Below are 17,539 nucleotides of genomic sequence, written 5' to 3'. Positions count from 1 at the left end.
GTAGAGGTACACTTTTTCGACTTTGGCGTCGGGTCGCATCATGAGGTGCTGACTCCTGAAAAGAATCGGGAGCACAGCATCAAGCTTCAATGGCTGGTTGGGAATGTGGGGTTCATGAGGCGCTTACAAAGATCTTGCTTTCTATGTCCACACCCATCATCCCTTGAATGGGCGGCAAACGCCGCCTGGCCGACCGGCTCATCCCGCTTTTCCCTCCCCACGAATGCTACGTCGAAGTGTTCGCAGGCGGTGCGGCCCTCTACTTCATGCGCCCCCAGGCCGCCTCCGTTGAAGTCTTGAACGACATCAATGGGGACCTGGTGACGCTGTATCGCGTCGTCCAAAACCACCCTGAAGAATTCGTCCGCCAATTCAAATGGGCACTCAGCTCGCGCCAGGTATTTGAGTGGCAGAAGATGACCCGTCCCGAAACCCTTACCGACATCCAGCGCGCAGCCCGTTTCTTCTTCCTGCAGCATCACACCTTCGCAGGCAAGGTCAGCGGGCAGACGTTTGGCACTGCCACGACCGGCCCGGCCATCAACCTGTTGCGGATTGAAGAGAATCTATCTGCGGCTTGGCAGCGGCTATCCGGCACCTACGTCGAGAACCTGCCGTGGCTGGATTGCGCAGAGCGCTATGACCGGCCTCACACCTTTCATTACATGGACCCCCCTTACTGGCAGACGGCCGGGTACGGTATGGATTTTCCGTTTGAAAACTATGAGCGAATGGCCGACTTCATGCGACGCTGCAAGGGAAAGGTGATGGTCAGCATCAATGACCACCCTGACATACGGCGCGTGTTTGAAGGTTTCCATTTTGAAACGGTCTACATTCGCTACCGCACGGCCAACCAGAGACAGGGAAAGGCCGATGTCAGCGGTGAGCTGATTATCATGAATTGGGAGCCTGCGGCGCTGGGGGGGTATTCTGATTTTTGTCCGAGGTTGGCCACTAGTGACTGCACTTACGGCAAAGGTTAATGCTAGAGTATGGTTTTGCAATCTGGTCATGGATGAACATATGGACGAATTTTGCACGCCCGAGTCAAACAACAGTCCCACATGGACCCTGCTTGATGTAATCATTTGGAAGGGATGGCCGGAGCGGTGGGGCGGTGGTCCCGGCTACTTGCGAAAGTTTAAAGATGCTTGGCTGGTTCATAATAAATTATATATAAAAGCGGCGGCAGCCAAGTATTCGCTTCCTATCGAGTTACTGGCGGGAGTATGTTGGATTGAAGTTGGCGGGGATCCAAATATTGTGGACAGGATTGGCTTCGAAGTCAGAACTTTTGACCGCTTGGGCAATGTGTCAAGCGTGCTGACTAATCCCCCAGCCAAGACCAGCTTTGGTTGGGTCAGCATCCAGCTTCGAACGGCAGCCATTACGTTAGGGATGAATCCCGATGAGATGGATTCCAGTCAGTTTCGGAGCTTGGCTAACTGTATTGAGATTGATGTTTATAATATTGCTATTGCAGCAAAGCACATACGTATGCTCGCTGATCATGATCACTTTTCTACCATTGGAATAGAGGAGGTGCGAATCATCGGTGCCAGATATAATCGAGGAACGAGTTGGTCTTTGGATGAGATAAAAAAAGATATGAGATATGGTAATTTCATCGTCAATTCTTGGCGTCATCTCAATCAGCTTATGAAGTGATAAATATGAAAGCTAAAAGTATATTGCTGCGAGTGTTTTTATACGGTATTTATTTTTTCTGTTTGCTAATGTATGTGCTTTTTCAGGGTTCTGAATATGATTGGATGGACCCTAGTATGCTTGCGCCATCACCCAATCTCGCGCCATCACCTGATAATTTATCTTTCCCCATTCAAGATGAGTCTAATGATAGAGCGGTTTTTCGGGGCGTAGTCGCAACTATAGCTGTAGTTGTGCAATTGGCTATTCTCTTTTTGCTTTCTCGAAAGGAAGCAATAATTACAGTTGTTCTGCTTGGTGCTACTTTGCTGCTGTTTAGGTGATTATAAAGTCCGCCCGGTTTTGGGTGGACTTTTATTTGTTAAGTAATGCCGTCGAATCGCTAAAGCTTTTGATTACGCAAATGGTTTGTTTGCGGTCCTATCCCACCCCCCTGAAACGATACCAGCATTTCCTCCGTCGGCACGCCGTTGCTGAGAATATTCGAATTTTATGCGGCCATAATTGAGTGTAATCATCTCCACGGGAAAGCCAGCATGCTCCGCGCCATTGCCGCTAACGGTTGATATCAAAACTTCTTCAAGAACGATATCTAAATATTTAAACTTTTCGGTACCTGCACGGTGTACGCGAATAGTTACTTTGTTGATGTGTGAGCCTCGGCAACAAAGTTCAAATAGTTTCGGTGTTGCTCTGTCTATATATTTACTCACTCTAAAGTCGCCCAGAGTCACGCCCCCTGCAGTCGCGCCGCCGCTAGAAGAGGCAGTTGTACTGATCGACTGAACTGCATCGTAATGATAGGACAACAGCTCTACCCAGCCTTTATGGGCGTTGTCCAACGACTCGCCCTCTACGCCGTCCACCTGCATAAATGCGTCAAAAGACATATCAGCTTCCTGCTTTAGAAAATGAAGTGCTTAGCCTAGCTTACGGAGCCCACCGACTGCCAGCCCGGTTCAACCCAGCGCCCGCCGATTTAACTGCAAATACTCCGTTTCATTTAGGCCGCGTCGCTGTCAGGACAAATGAGATCCTGCCCTTGATTCCGCACGTTGCCCACAGCCTTGCCAACCTTGTACCACTCGAATTCGTCAACTGGCGTGCAACACTCCCGAGCAATTTCGGCTGCGCGCGCGGTGTCAATTGACGGGGCCGTCCACTCTCGGGCCAGCTCCGGACTGAGCACTAAAGGTCGCCTGTCATGGATGTCGACCATCCCCTGATCACTGGCGGCCGTTATGATCACGAATCCGTCGCCCTCGTGGGGCTCAAGACTTGGATGAACTTGGGCAAGAGCTGCGAAGAACATAGGTCTTTGGCTTTTGAGGCGGATGAAGTAGGGCTGCTTCTTTTTTGGGGCCGACGGATCCTTTACCCATTCAAACCAGCCATTTGCAGGTGCAAGAGCACGGCCGTTCGGCCAAAGCTCCTTGAAAAACTTGCCTGTCATGACGGTTTCGACTCGTACATTGATTGGTGCGGGACGCTTGCCCTGCGCCCAGAAAGGAGCCCATCCCCAGCGAACCTTGTCGACACTGATCCCGGCCTCCGTCGGTCGAACGATCTCTACGCGGGTCGTCGGCGCGACGTTGTAGCGCTCTATCGGCCAAAGGTCATAGCCATTGATCACCAGCTGCTCTGGCGCAAGCTCTTTGAGGTAATGGTCCAGCGATTCGTAGATCGAGTAGCGTCCGCACATGATGTCACCCGTAATGTCACTCGTCGAAAATGCCTGCCTATACGATTGACCGCGCGCGGGCTGAATAGCTAACTGTATATCCATACAGCAATCTTAATCGTAAGGTTTACCACATGAGCGTAGTCATTCTCGGCCCTTTGTCTGAAGGGGGCATCAAGCTCCCGCTTTACTCGTTCGAGGTGCCTGCAGGATTTGCTTCGCCCGCTGTCGATTACATTGAGAAACACGTCTCACTGGATGAAATGGTTGAGGTTCGTGCGCCCCATGTGTACCTTGCGAAAATCCTCGGTGACAGCATGATAGGTGCTGGCATTTTCGATAGGGATCTGATCGTCGTCGACCGCAGCCGAGACGCAGAGCACGGGGAGATAGTCGTGGCAGCGCTGAATAACTCTGAGCCGATCTGCAAGCGGCTCTTCATGATGGGTGGAGTCGTAAAGCTTCAGTCTGAAAACGCCGCATATCCAGCTCGGCATATTCTGGAAGGCGATAACCTGGTCATTTGGGGCGTGTTGAACTACAGCATGCGCCGTCATGGAAAAGCATGAGCCGGTTTTCGCGCTGATTGACTGCAACTGCTTTTATGCGAGCTGCGAACGCGTCTTCCGTCCGGACTTAGAAAAAACTCCCATCGTGGTCCTCAGCAATAACGACGGATGTGTCATCGCCCGCAGCTATGATGCCAAGCCATTTGTAAAAATGGGGGCTCCGTATTTCCAGATCAAAGAGGTGTTGCGCCGCAATGGCATCAAGGTGTTCAGCAGCAACTACGCGCTCTATGGAGACATGAGCGAGCGGGTAATGTCGATCATCGAGTCCATGGTGCCCGCCACTGAGGTTTACAGTATCGACGAGGCATTCGCCGACTTGACCGGCATCCCTGGAGATCTCACAGCGTTCGGTCGTCGCATACGGGCTTCCGTCCTGAAGTGCACGGGCATACCTGTTGGGGTCGGCATCGCTCCTACTAAAACCTTGGCCAAGCTTGCGAATCACACTGCAAAGCGTCTTTTGGCTCAGACAGGTGGTGTAGTCGATATCTATGACCTGCATAAGCGGAACTGGGTGCTGCGCAATACGGCGGTGTCTGAGGTGTGGGCAGGAAGATGAAAGCTCACCTGGAGGCGATGAATATTCGCACAGCAATGGATCTGGCCACTGCCGATGCGCGGACCTTGCGTGACCGGTTCAGCGTCGTCGTTGAAAAAACAGCCCGTGAGCTGGCCGGTATTCCATGCCTGGAATTGGGAGAGGCGGCGCCGCCCAAGCAGGAGATCTGCTGCAGCCGGATGTTCGGTCAGCGGCTGACTTCGATTGAGCCAATCAAGGAAGCGGTTGCCACCTACACACAGCGTGCTGCGGAAAAGCTTCGCTCCCAGAGTTCCCTGTGCAAGAAGACCCGAGTCAGCATCCGCACAGGCATGTTCAACCCGGAAGAAGCAAAGTATGCCAATGGGGCGCTGGTCGAGCTGCCGTATCTCACCAACGACGTTCGCTTGATGACGAAAGCCGCGACCGAGGCGATCAATCGTCTGTTCCGGCCGGGCTTCAAGTACAGCAAAGCGGAGGTGCTGCTACTGGACCTTCGTCAGCCAGGTGAGTTTACGGATGATCTTTTCGCGGCCTCTCAGCCGGTCGCGGCCGAGAAGGTTATGGGCGTGCTGGATCAGATCAATACGCGCTGGGGAAGAGGGACCCTCAGGACAGGAAGCGTACCTACAAATCCAGAGTGGGCTATGCGGCGTGACATGATGAGCCAGAGCTACACAACCAAGCTAGATCAGCTTTGGACCGTGAGGTGTGATTGATCTTGTTTGTACGTTGTCATTACGCCAACTTTCCACCAGACGAAAAAAAAGACCTTGAAATTCAAGGTCTTTTTTTAAGGTGGTGCCCCGAGGGAGAATCGAACTCCCACTTCTTTCGAAAACGGATTTTGAATCCGCCGCGTCTACCAATTCCGCCATCAGGGCTCAATGGCGGCGAAGTATAAGGATGAGTTTTCCGTTGGTCAACAGGGATTTACGCAGGTTTTTTACTAATGCCGCCAAACCGGATAAACTTCCCGGCCCTGCTAAACGAACCCGATCATGCGCGTCGCTGACTTTACCTTCGAACTCCCCGATTCCCTGATTGCTCGCCATCCACTGGCCGAGCGTCGCAGCAGTCGTCTGTTGACCCTCGATGGGCCGACTGGCACGCTGGCACATCGTCAATTCACTGATTTGCTTGAGCATTTGCGCCCTGGCGACTTGATGGTGTTCAACAATACCCGGGTTATTCCCGCGCGGCTGTTCGGGCAGAAGGCGTCCGGCGGCAAGCTGGAGATTCTGGTCGAGCGCGTGCTGGACAGCCATCGTGTGCTGGCGCATGTGCGTTCCAGCAAGTCGCCCAAGCCTGGCTCGTCGATTCTTATCGATGGCGGTGGCGAGGCCGAGATGGTGGCGCGGCACGATGCGCTGTTCGAGCTGCGCTTCGCCGAAGAAGTGCTGCCGTTGCTGGAGCGTGTCGGCCATATGCCGTTGCCTCCTTATATAGACCGCCCGGACGAGGGCGCGGACCGTGAGCGTTATCAGACCGTATACGCGCAGCGTGCGGGTGCTGTGGCTGCACCCACTGCCGGCCTGCATTTCGATCAGCCGCTGCTGGAGGCGATCGCCGCCAAGGGCGTCGAGACTGCATTCGTCACGCTGCACGTTGGCGCGGGTACATTCCAGCCGGTGCGCGTCGAGCAAATCGAAGATCACCACATGCACAACGAATGGCTGGAAGTTGGCCAGGACGTGGTCGACGCCGTGGCCGCATGCCGTGCGCGAGGCGGGCGGGTGATTGCAGTCGGGACCACCAGCGTGCGTTCGCTGGAGAGTGCCGCGCGTGATGGCGAACTAAAACCGTTCAGTGGCGATACCGACATCTTCATCTATCCGGGGCGGCCATTTCATGTGGTCGATGCTCTGGTGACCAATTTCCATTTGCCTGAATCCACGCTGTTGATGCTGGTTTCGGCGTTCGCCGGTTATCCCGAGACGATGGCGGCTTATGCTGCGGCCATCGAGCACGGCTACCGCTTCTTCAGTTACGGTGATGCGATGTTCATCACCCGCAATCCCGCGCCGACGGCCCCACAGGAATCGGCACCAGAGGATCACGCATGAGTCGCACCTGTCGTATGTCTTTCGAATTGCTGGCCACCGACGGCAAGGCCCGTCGCGGTCGCCTGACTTTCCCGCGCGGTGTGGTCGAGACCCCGGCGTTCATGCCGGTGGGCACCTACGGCACGGTCAAGGGCATGCTGCCGCGTGATATCGAGGCCACCGGTGCGCAGATGATTCTGGGCAACACGTTTCACCTGTGGCTGCGTCCCGGCACCGAAGTCATCAAGGGCCACGGTGACCTGCACGATTTCATGCAGTGGCAGGGGCCGATTCTGACCGACTCCGGCGGTTTTCAGGTGTTCAGCCTGGGTGCCATGCGCAAGATCAAGGAGGAGGGTGTGACCTTCGCCTCTCCGGTTGATGGCGCCAAGGTGTTCATGGGCCCTGAAGAGTCGATGCAGGTTCAGCGTGATCTGGGCTCGGACGTCGTGATGATCTTCGACGAATGCACGCCGTACCCGGCTGACGAGGACGTTGCCCGCGTCTCCATGGAACTGTCGCTGCGTTGGGCCAAACGCTCCAAGGTTGCGCATGGCGAAAACACTGCTGCGCTGTTCGGCATTGTTCAGGGTGGCATGCACGAGAACCTGCGCAAGCGTTCGCTGGAAGGTCTGGATGAGATCGGCTTTGATGGTCTGGCGATTGGCGGCCTGTCGGTAGGCGAGCCCAAGCACGAGATGATCAAGGTACTGGACTATCTGCCGGGCCTTATGCCAGCAGACAAACCTCGTTACTTGATGGGGGTAGGCAAGCCGGAAGATCTGGTCGAAGGTGTGCGCCGCGGCGTTGACATGTTCGACTGTGTGATGCCCACCCGCAACGCCCGCAACGGCCACTTGTTTACCGATACCGGTGTGCTGAAAATTCGTAACGCGTTCCATCGCCACGACAATTCGCCGCTGGATCCGACCTGCGATTGCTACACCTGCAAGAACTTCTCGCGCGCTTATCTGCATCACCTGGACAAGTGCGGAGAAATGCTGGGGAGCATGCTGAATACGATCCATAATTTGCGCCACTACCAGCTGCTTATGGCTGGTTTGCGCGAGGCTATTCAACAGGGTACATTGGCCGCCTTCGTCGATGCCTTCTATGCCAAACGCGGCCTTCCAACGCCGCCTCTGGGTTGAAACAGAACGAGTTTTTCCTGCTTTTTATACTAATTATGTAACTGGAGCGACAAATGAGCTTTTTCATCTCTCCCGCTTTTGCGGATGCTGCTGCACCGGCTGCCGGTCCTGCGGGCAGTGGTTTCGAGTGGATTTTCCTGGTCGGCTTCCTGGTCATCTTCTACCTGATGATCTGGCGTCCACAGGCCAAGCGCGCCAAAGAGCAGAAAAACCTGCTGGGCAACCTGCAAAAAGGCGATGAAGTTGTGACCAGTGGCGGCATCGCGGGCAAGATCAACAAAGTGACCGATGACTTCGTAGTGATCGAAGTGTCTGACACTGTTGAGCTGAAAATCCAGAAGGGCGCCATCGCGGCCACTCTGCCAAAAGGCACCCTGAAAGCGATCTGAGCAGTAACTTTTTACCCATCGACGGGGCGCGCAAGGCGCCCCGCGTTTTAAGCGGGCGGCGTGATGCTGAACAAATACCCTCTGTGGAAATACATACTGATCCTGGCGGTGCTGGTGGTCGGTTTTATTTATTCCGCACCCAATCTCTACCCTGATGATTCTGCCATCCAGATCAGCGGTGCAAGCACTGCGCTGCAAGTCAATCAGGCAGACGTGGATCGTGCAGCCAAGGCGCTTGCCGATGCCGGCATCTCGGTCAAGGCTTCTTCTCTGGCCGAGAATGGCAAGGGCGGTTTGTTGCGTCTGAGCAAGCAGGAAGACCAGTTGCCAGCCAAGGATGTCGTGCGCAAGGCGTTGGGTGACGACTATGTCGTTGCGCTGAACCTGGCGCGTACCACGCCGACGTGGTTGCGTCACCTGGGTGCAAGCCCGATGAAGCTCGGTCTCGACCTGTCCGGTGGTGTGCACTTCCTGCTGGAAGTCGACATGGACAAGGCGATCGATGCTCGTCTGAAGGTTTATGAAGGCGAAGTCAAATCCCTGTTGCGCAAGGAAAAGGTGCGTTATCGCAGCCTGCCGCAACTGGGCAATGTGATTCAGCTGGGCTTTACCGATGACGCAGAGCGCGAGCAGGCTCGTACACTGGTGCGCAAGACCTTCACCGATTTCGAAATCACGCCTGCCGAGCTGAACGGCATTCCCGTGCTGCGCATGGCGTTGACGCCGGCCAAGCTGGCCGAGATTCGCGAATACTCGATCAAGCAGAACCTGACTACCGTGCGTAATCGGGTCAACGAGCTGGGTGTTGCCGAGCCGCTGGTTCAGCGCCAGGGTGCCAACCGCATCGTGGTCGAGCTGCCGGGCGTGCAGGACACGGCAGAAGCCAAGCGTATTCTGGGCAAGACCGCCAACCTTGAGTTCCGTCTGGGTGCAGGCCCGGATGATTCGAAAGGCACCACCGAAATGTTCGAATTCCGCGAAGGCGGTCGTCCGGCAGCGGCGGTGGAGCGTGGTCTGATCATCACCGGCGATCAGGTGACTGACGCCAAGGCCAGTTTCGACGAACATGGCCGTCCACAGGTGAACATCAATCTTGATGGCCACGGTGGCGAGCTGATGAGCCGCGCAACCCGCAGCAATGTGGGTCGTAGCATGGCGGTGATCTTCATCGAGCAGCGTCCGACCACCACCTACACCAAGCAGATGGTCAACGGCGTCGAGAAAGACGTGCCGGTGCAGACCTTCAAGGAAGAAAAGAAAATCATCAGTCTGGCGACCATTCAGTCGCCGCTGGGCAGTCAGTTCCGGATTACCGGTCTGAACGGTCAGGGTGAATCTTCCGAACTGGCGCTGCTGTTGCGTGCCGGTGGTCTAGCGGCACCGATGTACTTCGCTGAAGAGCGCACCATTGGCCCGAGCCTGGGTGCCGACAACATCACCAAGGGTATCGATGCTTCCCTGTGGGGCATGCTGTTCGTCTCGCTGTTCATCATGGCGATCTACCGCTTCTTCGGTCTGATCGCGACCGTCGCACTGGCCTTGAACATGGTCATGCTGCTGGCACTGATGTCCTTGCTGGGTGCAACACTGACCCTGCCAGGTATCGCCGGTATCGTGTTGACCATGGGTATGGCGGTGGATGCCAACGTGCTGATCTTCTCGCGTATTCGTGAAGAGATCGCCAACGGCATGACGGTCCAGCGTGCTATCAACGAAGGTTTCGATCGTGCCTACACGGCGATCCTCGACGCCAACCTGACGACGCTGCTGGTCGGCGGCATTCTCTTTGCGATGGGCACCGGTCCGGTCAAAGGGTTTGCGGTGACCATGTCGCTCGGGATCTTTACCTCGATGTTCACGGCCATCATGGTGACCCGCGCTATGGTCAACCTGATCTACGGCGGTCGTGACTTCAAGAAGTTGTGGATTTAAGGGGCTGCCATGTTACGTACCATCAACTTCATGGGTGTTCGCAATGTTGCGTTCGCCATCACGATGCTCCTTACCGCACTGGCGCTGTTCAGCTGGTTCCATAAAGGGCTCAACTTTGGTCTGGACTTCACCGGCGGTACGCTCATCGAGCTGACCTACGAGCGTCCAGCCGATCTGGGCAAGGTTCGCCAGGAGCTGGTTTCAGCGGGCTATCACGAAGCCGTTGTCCAGAGCTTCGGCGCCACCACTGACTTGCTGGTGCGCATGCCGGGTGAAGACCCACAATTGGGCGCTCAGGTCGCTGAAGCGCTGCGCAAGGCCGGTGCCGATAACCCGGCAGTGGTCAAGCGTGTCGAGTTCGTCGGCCCGCAGGTGGGTGAAGAGCTGCGCGATCAGGGCGGCCTCGGCATGCTGATGGCGCTGGGCGGTGTTCTGATCTACCTGGCGTTCCGCTTCCAGTGGAAATTTGCCGTCGGGGCGATCATCTCGCTGATCCACGACGTGGTGGTGACGATGGGTATCCTGTCGTTCTTCCAGATCACCTTCGACCTGACGGTATTGGCGGCGGTGCTGGCGATCATCGGTTACTCGCTGAACGACACCATCGTGGTCTTCGACCGGGTGCGTGAAAACTTCCGCCTGCTGCGCAAGGCTTCGCTGATCGAGAACATCAACATCTCCACCACGCAGACACTGCTGCGCACCATTGCCACCTCGGTCTCGACCCTGTTGGCGATTGTTGCACTGTGGGCGTTTGGCGGCGACAGCCTGGAAGGTTTCTCCATCGCGTTGTTCATCGGTGTACTGGCGGGTACTTACTCGTCCATCTACATCGCCAACGTGGTGCTGATCTGGCTGAACCTGACCACCGAGGACCTGATTCCTCCAGTGGTCGTCGAGAAGGCCGACGATCTCCCGTAGATCCGGCCATCATAAAAAAGGCGCGAGTGCTGAACTCGCGCCTTTTTTTATGCTCCAAGGCTAGGCATTGCGCAGTCATGCTGCGTTTCGATTGGTCAGGAGGTTCAAGTGAACAAGTCTATGCTTGTTGGTGCTGTGTTAGGTGCTGCTGTCGTGACTGCTGGCGGCGCCGTTGCCACCTATAGCTTGGTCAAGGGTGGTCCTGAGTATGCGGATGTATTGGCAGTAGAGCCGATCAACCAGCAGATCAAAACCCCCCGTGAAGTTTGCAAGGACGTAACCGTTACCCGTCAGGCGCCGGTCAAGGACCAGCATCAGATCGTCGGTAGCGTTATTGGCGCGGTTGCCGGTGGTTTGCTGGGTAACCAGATCGGTGGCGGTAACGGCAAGAAGATCGCTACAGTCGCGGGTGCGGTAGGTGGTGGTTATGCGGGCAACAAGGTTCAGGAAGGCATGCAGGAGCGTGATACCTACACCACTACGCAGAACCGCTGCACGACGGTCAACGATGTGAGCGACAAGGTTGTGGGCTACAACGTCAAATACAAGTTGAACGAGAAAGTGGGTCAGGTTCGTATGGAGCGTGATCCGGGTAACCAGATTCCGGTCGACAAGAACGGTCAGCTGATATTGGGTCAGGCGCAGTAACGCCAGCCGCTGAGCTTCAGAAGACATAAAAAAACCGGCTTTCGCCGGTTTTTTTACGTCTGCAGCTTAGCGTTTGAGCGAAGGCGGCAGGTGCGGTGCGATTGCGGTCAGTACGGCCTTGAAGCATTTGGTGTTGCCGGCAACGATATGGCCTTTCTCGAGGAAGTCGTGACCACCGGTGAAATCGCTGACCAGACCGCCTGCTTCCTGAATCAACAGAGCGCCCGCTGCCATGTCCCATTCGGACAGGCCCGACTCCCAGAACGCATCGAAACGACCGGCAGCTACGTAAGCCAGATCGAGACTTGCAGCGCCTGCGCGGCGGATGCCGGCGGTCTGGCCTACCAGGCTGCGGAACATGCCCAGGTAGTTCTCGATGTTGTCCATCTGGTTGTCACGGAATGGGAAGCCGGTGCCGAGCAGTGCGCCTTCCAGGCTCTTGCGCTGGCTGACGCGCAGACGGCGACCGTTCAGGGCTGCGCCGCGACCACGGCTGGCAGTGAATTCTTCCTGGCGGACCGGGTCCAGAACAACAGCGTGCTCAAGGCGACCGCGATATTTGCAGGCGATACTGACCGCAAAGTGCGGGATGCCGCGGACAAAGTTGGTGGTGCCGTCCAGTGGGTCGATGATCCACAGGTAGTCGGTGCCTTCGCCGCTGCCTTCGTGCAGGCCGCTTTCTTCGCCAAGGATGCCGTGAGTCGGGTAGGCCTTGCGCAGAGCGGTGATGATGCTTTGCTCGGCAGCGCGGTCGATCTCTGTGACGTAGTCTTTGGCTTCTTTTTCGTCAACCTTGATGGTATCCAGGCGCTCGATGGAGCGGAAAATCAATTCGCTGGCGCTGCGGGCGGCGCGCAGCGCGATATTCAGCATGGGCTGCATGGATAATTCACCTAAGGTTGTTAAAGAGAGCCGGGCATTCTATGGGCTGATTCGAATTATTTCCAGCCTTGCGTTGTTACGGTTGTCGGGTTCGTGTGTATTTTTTTGCGTCCGGTGCGGTCGCTTCTGCGGTTGCGTTCCGCACAGCTTCATAGCGTTAGCCGAGCCGTTTCTGTAAGATTTGCCCCCCTAATTCGTGTCAGTGAGCGTTCGCTTTGTTGCAGAACATTCGTGTTGTCCTGGTCGGCACTACCCATCCCGGAAATATCGGCGGGGCGGCTCGCGCCATGAAAAACATGGGGCTTTCGCGTCTGGTGCTGGTCGATCCGCGCATCTTCCCTTCGCCCGATGCCGATGCGCGTGCGTCAGGTGCCACCGATATTCTTGAAGGTGCGCAGGTTGTCGCGACCCTTGAAGACGCGTTGGTCGGCTGTCGTCTGGTGCTTGGCACCAGCGCGCGTGATCGCAGTCTGCCGTGGCCGCTACTCGATCCGCGCGCTTCCGGTGAAAAAGTCATCGAGCAGGCTGGAGAGGGCGCGGAAGTGGCGTTGGTCTTCGGTCGCGAGCACGCCGGCCTGACCAATGAAGAGCTGCAGCGTTGCCACTTCCATGTGCACATCCCGTCGGACCCCGGGTTCAGTTCGCTGAACCTTGCTGCGGCTGTGCAGGTGCTCAGCTACGAAGTACGAATGGCCTGGCTAGCGGCTTCGGCACAGTCAGAGCAGGGCGAGACGCCCAGAGCGGTCTCGGCGCATAATGCCGAGCTGGCGACGATGGATGAGATGGAAGGCTTTTACACGCATCTCGAAGCCACGCTTGTGGCTATAGGTTTCCTTGATCCGGAAAAGCCACGTCATCTGATGGCACGACTGCGCAGGCTGTACGGGCGTAGCGAGGTCGAGCGATCCGAGCTGAGTATCCTGCGCGGTGTGCTCACCGAAACCCAGAAAGCCGCACGCGGTGAGCCCTACAAGCGGAAGGATCAGTAATGTTCAAGCGTCTGCGAGAAGACATTCAAAGCGTATTTCATCGCGACCCTGCTGCGCGCAATGCCTTTGAGGTGCTGACCTGCTATCCGGGTATGCATGCCATCTGGCTGCACCGCTTCGCGCACATTCTGTGGCGCAACGGCTGGAAGTGGCTCGCGCGGCTGGTCTCCAACTTCGGTCGCTGGATGACCGGTATCGAGATCCACCCGGGGGCGCGCATCGGTCGCCGTTTTTTCATCGACCACGGCATGGGCATTGTTATCGGCGAAACCGCCGAGATCGGCAATGACGTTACGCTTTACCAGGGCGTGACCCTGGGCGGCACCAGCTGGAATGCCGGCAAGCGTCACCCGACGCTGGAAGATGGCGTAGTGGTGGGGGCGGGTGCCAAGGTGCTCGGGCCGTTCACGGTGGGTGCTGGTGCCAAGATTGGTTCCAACGCAGTGGTGACCAAGGCGGTGCCTGCGGGTGCAACTGCCGTGGGCATTCCAGGGCGCATCATTGTCAAGTCCGACGATGAAACCGAAGCTCGGCGCAAGGTCATGGCTGAAAAGCTCGGTTTCGACGCATATGGCGTCAGCGCCGACATGCCGGACCCTATCGCTCGCGCCATTGGCCAGTTGCTTGACCATTTGCAGGCGGTCGACGGTCGCCTTGAGGGCATGTGCGATGCACTCGGCAGACTGGGCAGCGATTACTGCGCCAAAGACCTTCCCGAGCTGCGTGATGAAGTATTCGACTGCGTCAAGGATCGTCACGAAGACAAGGTCGGCTAGGCGGCACGGCGTTGTGACGCGTGCCATTACGTCGCACCTTTGCTATGATTCAGCCCGCACTTTTCGCTAATCCCGACTGTTTTACTTGGTCTAATAGTTGACTCTTTTACTCGGGAATAGCATACTCGCTTTCATTCCGAACCTCTGCGGTATACGCCATGCGACTGACTACTAAAGGCCGATACGCTGTAACAGCCATGCTTGACCTGGCGTTGCACGCGCAGAACGGGCCAGTGTCTCTGGCCGACATCTCCGAGCGGCAGGGTATTTCCCTGTCCTACCTCGAGCAGCTGTTCGCCAAGCTGCGTCGCGGCAATCTGGTTTCCAGTGTTCGTGGCCCGGGTGGTGGTTACCAGCTATCGCGCGACATGAAAGGCATCCAGGTTGCTCAGGTTGTCGACGCAGTCAATGAATCGGTCGACGCCACGCGCTGTCAGGGTCTGGGCGATTGCCACGCTGGCGATACCTGCCTGACCCACCACTTGTGGTGTGACCTGAGCCAGCAGATTCACGAATTTCTAAGCGGTATCAGCTTGGCGGATCTTGTCACTCGCCGTGAGGTACAAGAAGTCGCTCAGCGCCAGGATATGCGCCGTGGTCATAACCACATGTCGCAACTGGGTAAGATCGAAACGTCCGCCGTCGAATGAACGCAGATGAATGAGCGGTGCGCCTGCCTGATAGGAGAGCTTCAATGAAATTGCCAATTTACCTAGACTACTCCGCGACGACCCCGGTCGATCCGCGTGTCGCGCAGAAAATGATCGAATGCCTGACCGTCGAAGGAAACTTCGGCAATCCGGCCTCGCGCTCCCACGTTTTTGGCTGGAAAGCCGAAGAAGCGGTCGAGAACGCCCGTCGTCAGGTCGCTGATCTGGTTAGCGCCGATCCGCGCGAAATCGTCTGGACCTCGGGTGCCACCGAATCCAACAACCTGGCTATCAAGGGTGTTGCGCATTTCTACGCCAGCAAAGGCAAACACCTGATCACGTCAAAGGTCGAACACAAGGCTGTCCTCGACACCACTCGCCAGCTGGAACGCGAAGGTTTCGAAGTCACCTACATCGAGCCAGGTGAAGACGGTCTTATCACGCCTGCCATGATTGAAGCGGCGCTGCGCGACGACACCATTCTGGTTTCGGTCATGCATGTGAACAATGAGATCGGCACTATCAACGACATCGCTGCGATCGGTGAACTGACCCGTTCGCGTGGCGTGTTGTTCCACGTTGACGGCGCGCAGTCGACCGGCAAGGTTGAAATCGATCTGGCCAGCCTCAAGGTTGACCTCATGTCGTTCTCGGCGCACAAGACCTATGGTCCTAAAGGCATCGGCGCGCTCTACGTCAGCCGCAAGCCGCGTGTTCGCCTCGAAGCGACCATGCACGGCGGCGGTCACGAGCGTGGCATGCGTTCCGGCACCCTGGCGACCCACCAGATCGTCGGTATGGGCGAAGCATTCCGCATTGCCAAGGAAGAAATGGCTGCTGAAAACGTGCGGATCAAGGCGCTCAGCGATCGTTTCTTCAAGCAGGTCGAAAATCTGGAAGAGCTGTACGTCAACGGCAGCCTGACTGCCCGCGTACCGCACAACCTGAACCTGAGCTTCAACTACGTCGAAGGCGAGTCGCTGATCATGGCGCTCAAGGATCTGGCGGTATCGTCCGGATCGGCCTGTACCTCGGCCTCGCTTGAGCCTTCGTACGTGCTGCGTGCCTTGGGTCGCAACGACGAGCTGGCGCACAGTTCGATTCGTTTCACCTTCGGCCGTTTCAGTACTGAAGAAGAAATCGATTACGCCGCGCAGAAGGTTTGCGAGGCTGTCACCCGGCTGCGCACACTTTCGCCGCTGTGGGACATGTTCAAAGACGGCGTCGACATCTCCAAGATCGAGTGGGCGGCGCACTAATTTAAAGTCGCCTCCAACACAGGTCATGCGCAATTGCGCGTGACCTGCAGAGCGGCTCCCTGATGTGAGAGGAATAGAATCATGGCTTACAGCGAAAAGGTCATCGACCACTACGAAAATCCACGTAACGTCGGCAAGATGAACGCGGAAGATCCTGACGTTGGCACCGGCATGGTCGGCGCTCCTGCGTGCGGCGACGTGATGCGTCTGCAGATCAAGGTCAACGAGCAGGGCGTTATCGAAGACGCCAAGTTCAAGACCTACGGCTGCGGTTCGGCCATCGCGTCCAGCTCCCTGGCGACCGAGTGGATGAAAGGCAAGACTCTGGATGAAGCAGAAACCATCAAGAACACTCAGCTGGCTGAAGAGCTGGCGCTGCCGCCAGTGAAGATTCACTGCTCGGTACTCGCTGAAGACGCCATCAAGGCCGCCGTTCGCGATTACAAGCAGAAGAAAGGTCTGCTGTAAGCAAGCAGGCTTTTCAAGAGAAGCTTGCAACAGAGTCAACTGCAACAGGCTAATGCAACAGGCTAAGGAGTTCCGATGGCTATCAGCATGACAGAAGCTGCCGCTAACCACGTACGACGTTCCCTCGAGGGGCGCGGCAAGGGTGACGGCGTTCGTCTGGGTGTTCGCACCACAGGCTGTTCAGGTCTTGCCTATGTGCTCGAGTTCGTCGATGAGGCGGCCAGCGAAGACACCGTGTTCGAAATGCACGGCGTCAAGGTGATCATTGACCCGAAAAGTCTGGTCTATCTGGATGGCACCGAGCTCGACTTCGTGCGCGAAGGGTTGAACGAAGGCTTCAAGTTCAACAATCCCAACTCGCGCGGTGAGTGCGGCTGTGGCGAAAGCTTCAACGTCTGAGGCTTTTATTGTGGGTACTCCCTGTCACTTCGCCCTGTTTGACCTCAAGCCCGAGTTTCAGCTTGATCTTGACCAGTTGGCAACGCGTTACCGTGAGCTGGCACGTGGTGTCCATCCGGATCGTTTCGCTGACGCTTCCGAGCGTGAGCAGCGTGTGGCGCTGGAGCGTTCGGCCAGTCTCAACGAGGCCTATCAGACCCTGAAAAGCCCGCCGAAAAGGGCGCGTTACCTGCTGGCAATGAATGGCAACGAAGTGCCGCTCGAAGTCACGGTGCATGATCCCGAGTTTCTTCTGCAGCAGATGCAATTGCGCGAAGACCTCGAGGACTTGCAGGACGAGGCTGATCTGGCCGGCGTCGCGACCTTCAAGCGTCAGCTCAAGATCGCTCAGGACGAACTGAACCAGAGCTTCGCAGCCTGTTGGAATGATGCTGCACAACGCGAGCACGCTGAAAAGCTGATGCGGCGTATGCAGTTTCTCGACAAGCTCTCTCACGAAGTGCGCCAGTTAGAAGAGCGCCTCGACGATTAACCCCGCGCGGCTTCGGCCGCGCGCCAGTGATTATTC

20 protein-coding genes, 1 tRNA gene and 1 pseudogene are annotated in these 17,539 nt (G+C 56.6%); 18 read left to right on the top strand and 4 right to left on the bottom strand.

Going from position 1 to position 17,539, the window contains the following annotated elements; translation table 11 throughout:
* Window positions 1–167 precede the first annotated feature (167 nt).
* The 3 genes from RGM3321_RS05390 to RGM3321_RS05380 are packed head-to-tail and all read left to right on the top strand — an operon-like array spanning window position 168 to window position 1,994.
* Entirely contained in the window at window positions 168–986 is an 819-nt protein-coding gene (locus RGM3321_RS05390) for a DNA adenine methylase (protein WP_244391893.1), read from the top strand.
* Window positions 987–1,026: 40 nt separating this feature from the next.
* The gene (locus RGM3321_RS05385; protein ID WP_244391895.1) at window positions 1,027–1,671 is read left to right on the top strand and encodes a hypothetical protein; all 645 of its coding nucleotides are present in this window, start codon (window positions 1,027–1,029) and stop codon (window positions 1,669–1,671) included.
* 5 nt (window positions 1,672–1,676) lie between these two features.
* Complete coding sequence (locus RGM3321_RS05380; protein WP_244391892.1) at window positions 1,677–1,994, top strand: hypothetical protein; 318 nt, start codon at window positions 1,677–1,679, stop codon at window positions 1,992–1,994.
* 72 nt (window positions 1,995–2,066) lie between these two features.
* Here the strand turns inward: RGM3321_RS05380 and RGM3321_RS05375 are convergent, their stop codons facing one another.
* Window positions 2,067–2,561 carry a type VI secretion system tube protein Hcp gene (locus tag RGM3321_RS05375; protein ID WP_020313292.1) on the bottom strand — a complete coding sequence of 165 codons (495 nt, stop codon included), beginning with the start codon at window positions 2,559–2,561 and terminating at the stop codon, window positions 2,067–2,069.
* Between the two features lie 113 nt (window positions 2,562–2,674).
* Window positions 2,675–3,373, bottom strand: a complete 699-nt coding sequence (locus RGM3321_RS05370; protein ID WP_244391894.1) for an SOS response-associated peptidase family protein — start codon at window positions 3,371–3,373, stop codon at window positions 2,675–2,677.
* A gap of 113 nt (window positions 3,374–3,486) precedes the next feature.
* Here RGM3321_RS05370 and RGM3321_RS05365 point away from each other — a divergent pair, with 113 nt between their 5' ends.
* A complete protein-coding gene (locus tag RGM3321_RS05365) occupies window positions 3,487–3,921 on the top strand; it encodes a S24 family peptidase (RefSeq protein ID WP_244391891.1) in 435 nt (144 codons plus the stop codon).
* Window positions 3,908–5,181: pseudogene (umuC, locus tag RGM3321_RS05360) on the top strand (translesion error-prone DNA polymerase V subunit UmuC). The gene RGM3321_RS05365 and the pseudogene umuC overlap by 14 nt, the downstream one beginning before the upstream one ends.
* 80 nt (window positions 5,182–5,261) lie before the next feature.
* Here the strand turns inward: umuC and RGM3321_RS05355 are convergent.
* Window positions 5,262–5,346, bottom strand: a tRNA-Leu gene (locus RGM3321_RS05355).
* 117 nt (window positions 5,347–5,463) lie between these two features.
* On the opposite strand from RGM3321_RS05355, the gene queA reads away from it, so the two are divergent.
* The 6 genes from queA (at window position 5,464) to RGM3321_RS05325 (ending at window position 11,548) form a co-directional block, all read left to right on the top strand.
* Entirely contained in the window at window positions 5,464–6,528 is a 1,065-nt protein-coding gene (gene queA / locus RGM3321_RS05350; RefSeq protein ID WP_244391890.1) for a tRNA preQ1(34) S-adenosylmethionine ribosyltransferase-isomerase QueA, read from the top strand.
* Window positions 6,529–6,542: 14 nt separating this feature from the next.
* Window positions 6,543–7,658: a tRNA guanosine(34) transglycosylase Tgt gene (tgt, locus tag RGM3321_RS05345; RefSeq protein ID WP_122320750.1), complete on the top strand. Its 1,116-nt coding sequence runs from the start codon at window positions 6,543–6,545 to the stop codon at window positions 7,656–7,658.
* 53 nt (window positions 7,659–7,711) lie between these two features.
* Window positions 7,712–8,047 carry a preprotein translocase subunit YajC gene (gene yajC, locus RGM3321_RS05340; RefSeq protein ID WP_002552468.1) on the top strand — a complete coding sequence of 112 codons (336 nt, stop codon included), beginning with the start codon at window positions 7,712–7,714 and terminating at the stop codon, window positions 8,045–8,047.
* 63 nt (window positions 8,048–8,110) lie between these two features.
* Entirely contained in the window at window positions 8,111–9,979 is a 1,869-nt protein-coding gene (gene secD, locus RGM3321_RS05335) for a protein translocase subunit SecD (protein ID WP_244391889.1), read from the top strand.
* Window positions 9,980–9,988: 9 nt separating this feature from the next.
* Window positions 9,989–10,900, top strand: coding sequence for a protein translocase subunit SecF (gene secF, locus RGM3321_RS05330; RefSeq protein ID WP_244391888.1), 912 nt, complete (start codon window positions 9,989–9,991; stop codon window positions 10,898–10,900).
* Window positions 10,901–11,008: 108 nt separating this feature from the next.
* On the top strand, window positions 11,009–11,548 hold the full coding sequence (locus tag RGM3321_RS05325) for a glycine zipper 2TM domain-containing protein (RefSeq protein ID WP_244391887.1): 540 nt from the start codon (window positions 11,009–11,011) through the stop codon (window positions 11,546–11,548).
* A 66-nt stretch (window positions 11,549–11,614) separates the two neighbouring features.
* Here the strand turns inward: RGM3321_RS05325 and suhB are convergent, their stop codons facing one another.
* Window positions 11,615–12,430, bottom strand: coding sequence for an inositol-phosphate phosphatase (gene suhB, locus RGM3321_RS05320; protein ID WP_002552472.1), 816 nt, complete (start codon window positions 12,428–12,430; stop codon window positions 11,615–11,617).
* Window positions 12,431–12,645: 215 nt separating this feature from the next.
* Here suhB and trmJ point away from each other — a divergent pair, with 215 nt between their 5' ends.
* The 7 genes from trmJ to hscB all read left to right on the top strand — a co-directional run bounded on the left by trmJ (window position 12,646) and on the right by hscB (window position 17,503).
* Complete coding sequence (gene trmJ / locus RGM3321_RS05315; protein WP_058399604.1) at window positions 12,646–13,419, top strand: tRNA (cytosine(32)/uridine(32)-2'-O)-methyltransferase TrmJ; 774 nt, start codon at window positions 12,646–12,648, stop codon at window positions 13,417–13,419.
* Window positions 13,419–14,195 (top strand): serine O-acetyltransferase, encoded by a 777-nt coding sequence (gene cysE / locus RGM3321_RS05310; protein ID WP_004656256.1) that lies wholly within the window; start codon window positions 13,419–13,421, stop codon window positions 14,193–14,195. The genes trmJ and cysE overlap by 1 nt, the downstream gene beginning before the upstream one ends.
* A gap of 158 nt (window positions 14,196–14,353) precedes the next feature.
* The gene (iscR, locus tag RGM3321_RS05305; protein ID WP_002552474.1) at window positions 14,354–14,845 is read left to right on the top strand and encodes a Fe-S cluster assembly transcriptional regulator IscR; all 492 of its coding nucleotides are present in this window, start codon (window positions 14,354–14,356) and stop codon (window positions 14,843–14,845) included.
* Window positions 14,846–14,889: 44 nt separating this feature from the next.
* A complete protein-coding gene (locus RGM3321_RS05300) occupies window positions 14,890–16,104 on the top strand; it encodes an IscS subfamily cysteine desulfurase (protein ID WP_058399605.1) in 1,215 nt (404 codons plus the stop codon).
* Between the two features lie 81 nt (window positions 16,105–16,185).
* Window positions 16,186–16,572: a Fe-S cluster assembly scaffold IscU gene (gene iscU, locus RGM3321_RS05295; protein WP_002552476.1), complete on the top strand. Its 387-nt coding sequence runs from the start codon at window positions 16,186–16,188 to the stop codon at window positions 16,570–16,572.
* Between the two features lie 75 nt (window positions 16,573–16,647).
* A complete protein-coding gene (iscA, locus tag RGM3321_RS05290; protein ID WP_003365093.1) occupies window positions 16,648–16,971 on the top strand; it encodes an iron-sulfur cluster assembly protein IscA in 324 nt (107 codons plus the stop codon).
* Window positions 16,972–16,981: 10 nt separating this feature from the next.
* Window positions 16,982–17,503, top strand: a complete 522-nt coding sequence (gene hscB / locus RGM3321_RS05285) for a co-chaperone HscB (RefSeq protein WP_244391886.1) — start codon at window positions 16,982–16,984, stop codon at window positions 17,501–17,503.
* The last annotated feature ends 36 nt before the right edge of the window (window positions 17,504–17,539 follow it).

This window comes from Pseudomonas sp. RGM 3321 (genome assembly GCF_022836805.1).
GTDB lineage: Bacteria > Pseudomonadota > Gammaproteobacteria > Pseudomonadales > Pseudomonadaceae > Aquipseudomonas.
Note: the sequence above shows the minus strand (reverse complement) of the source record. Positions and strands in the feature narration are given on the sequence as shown.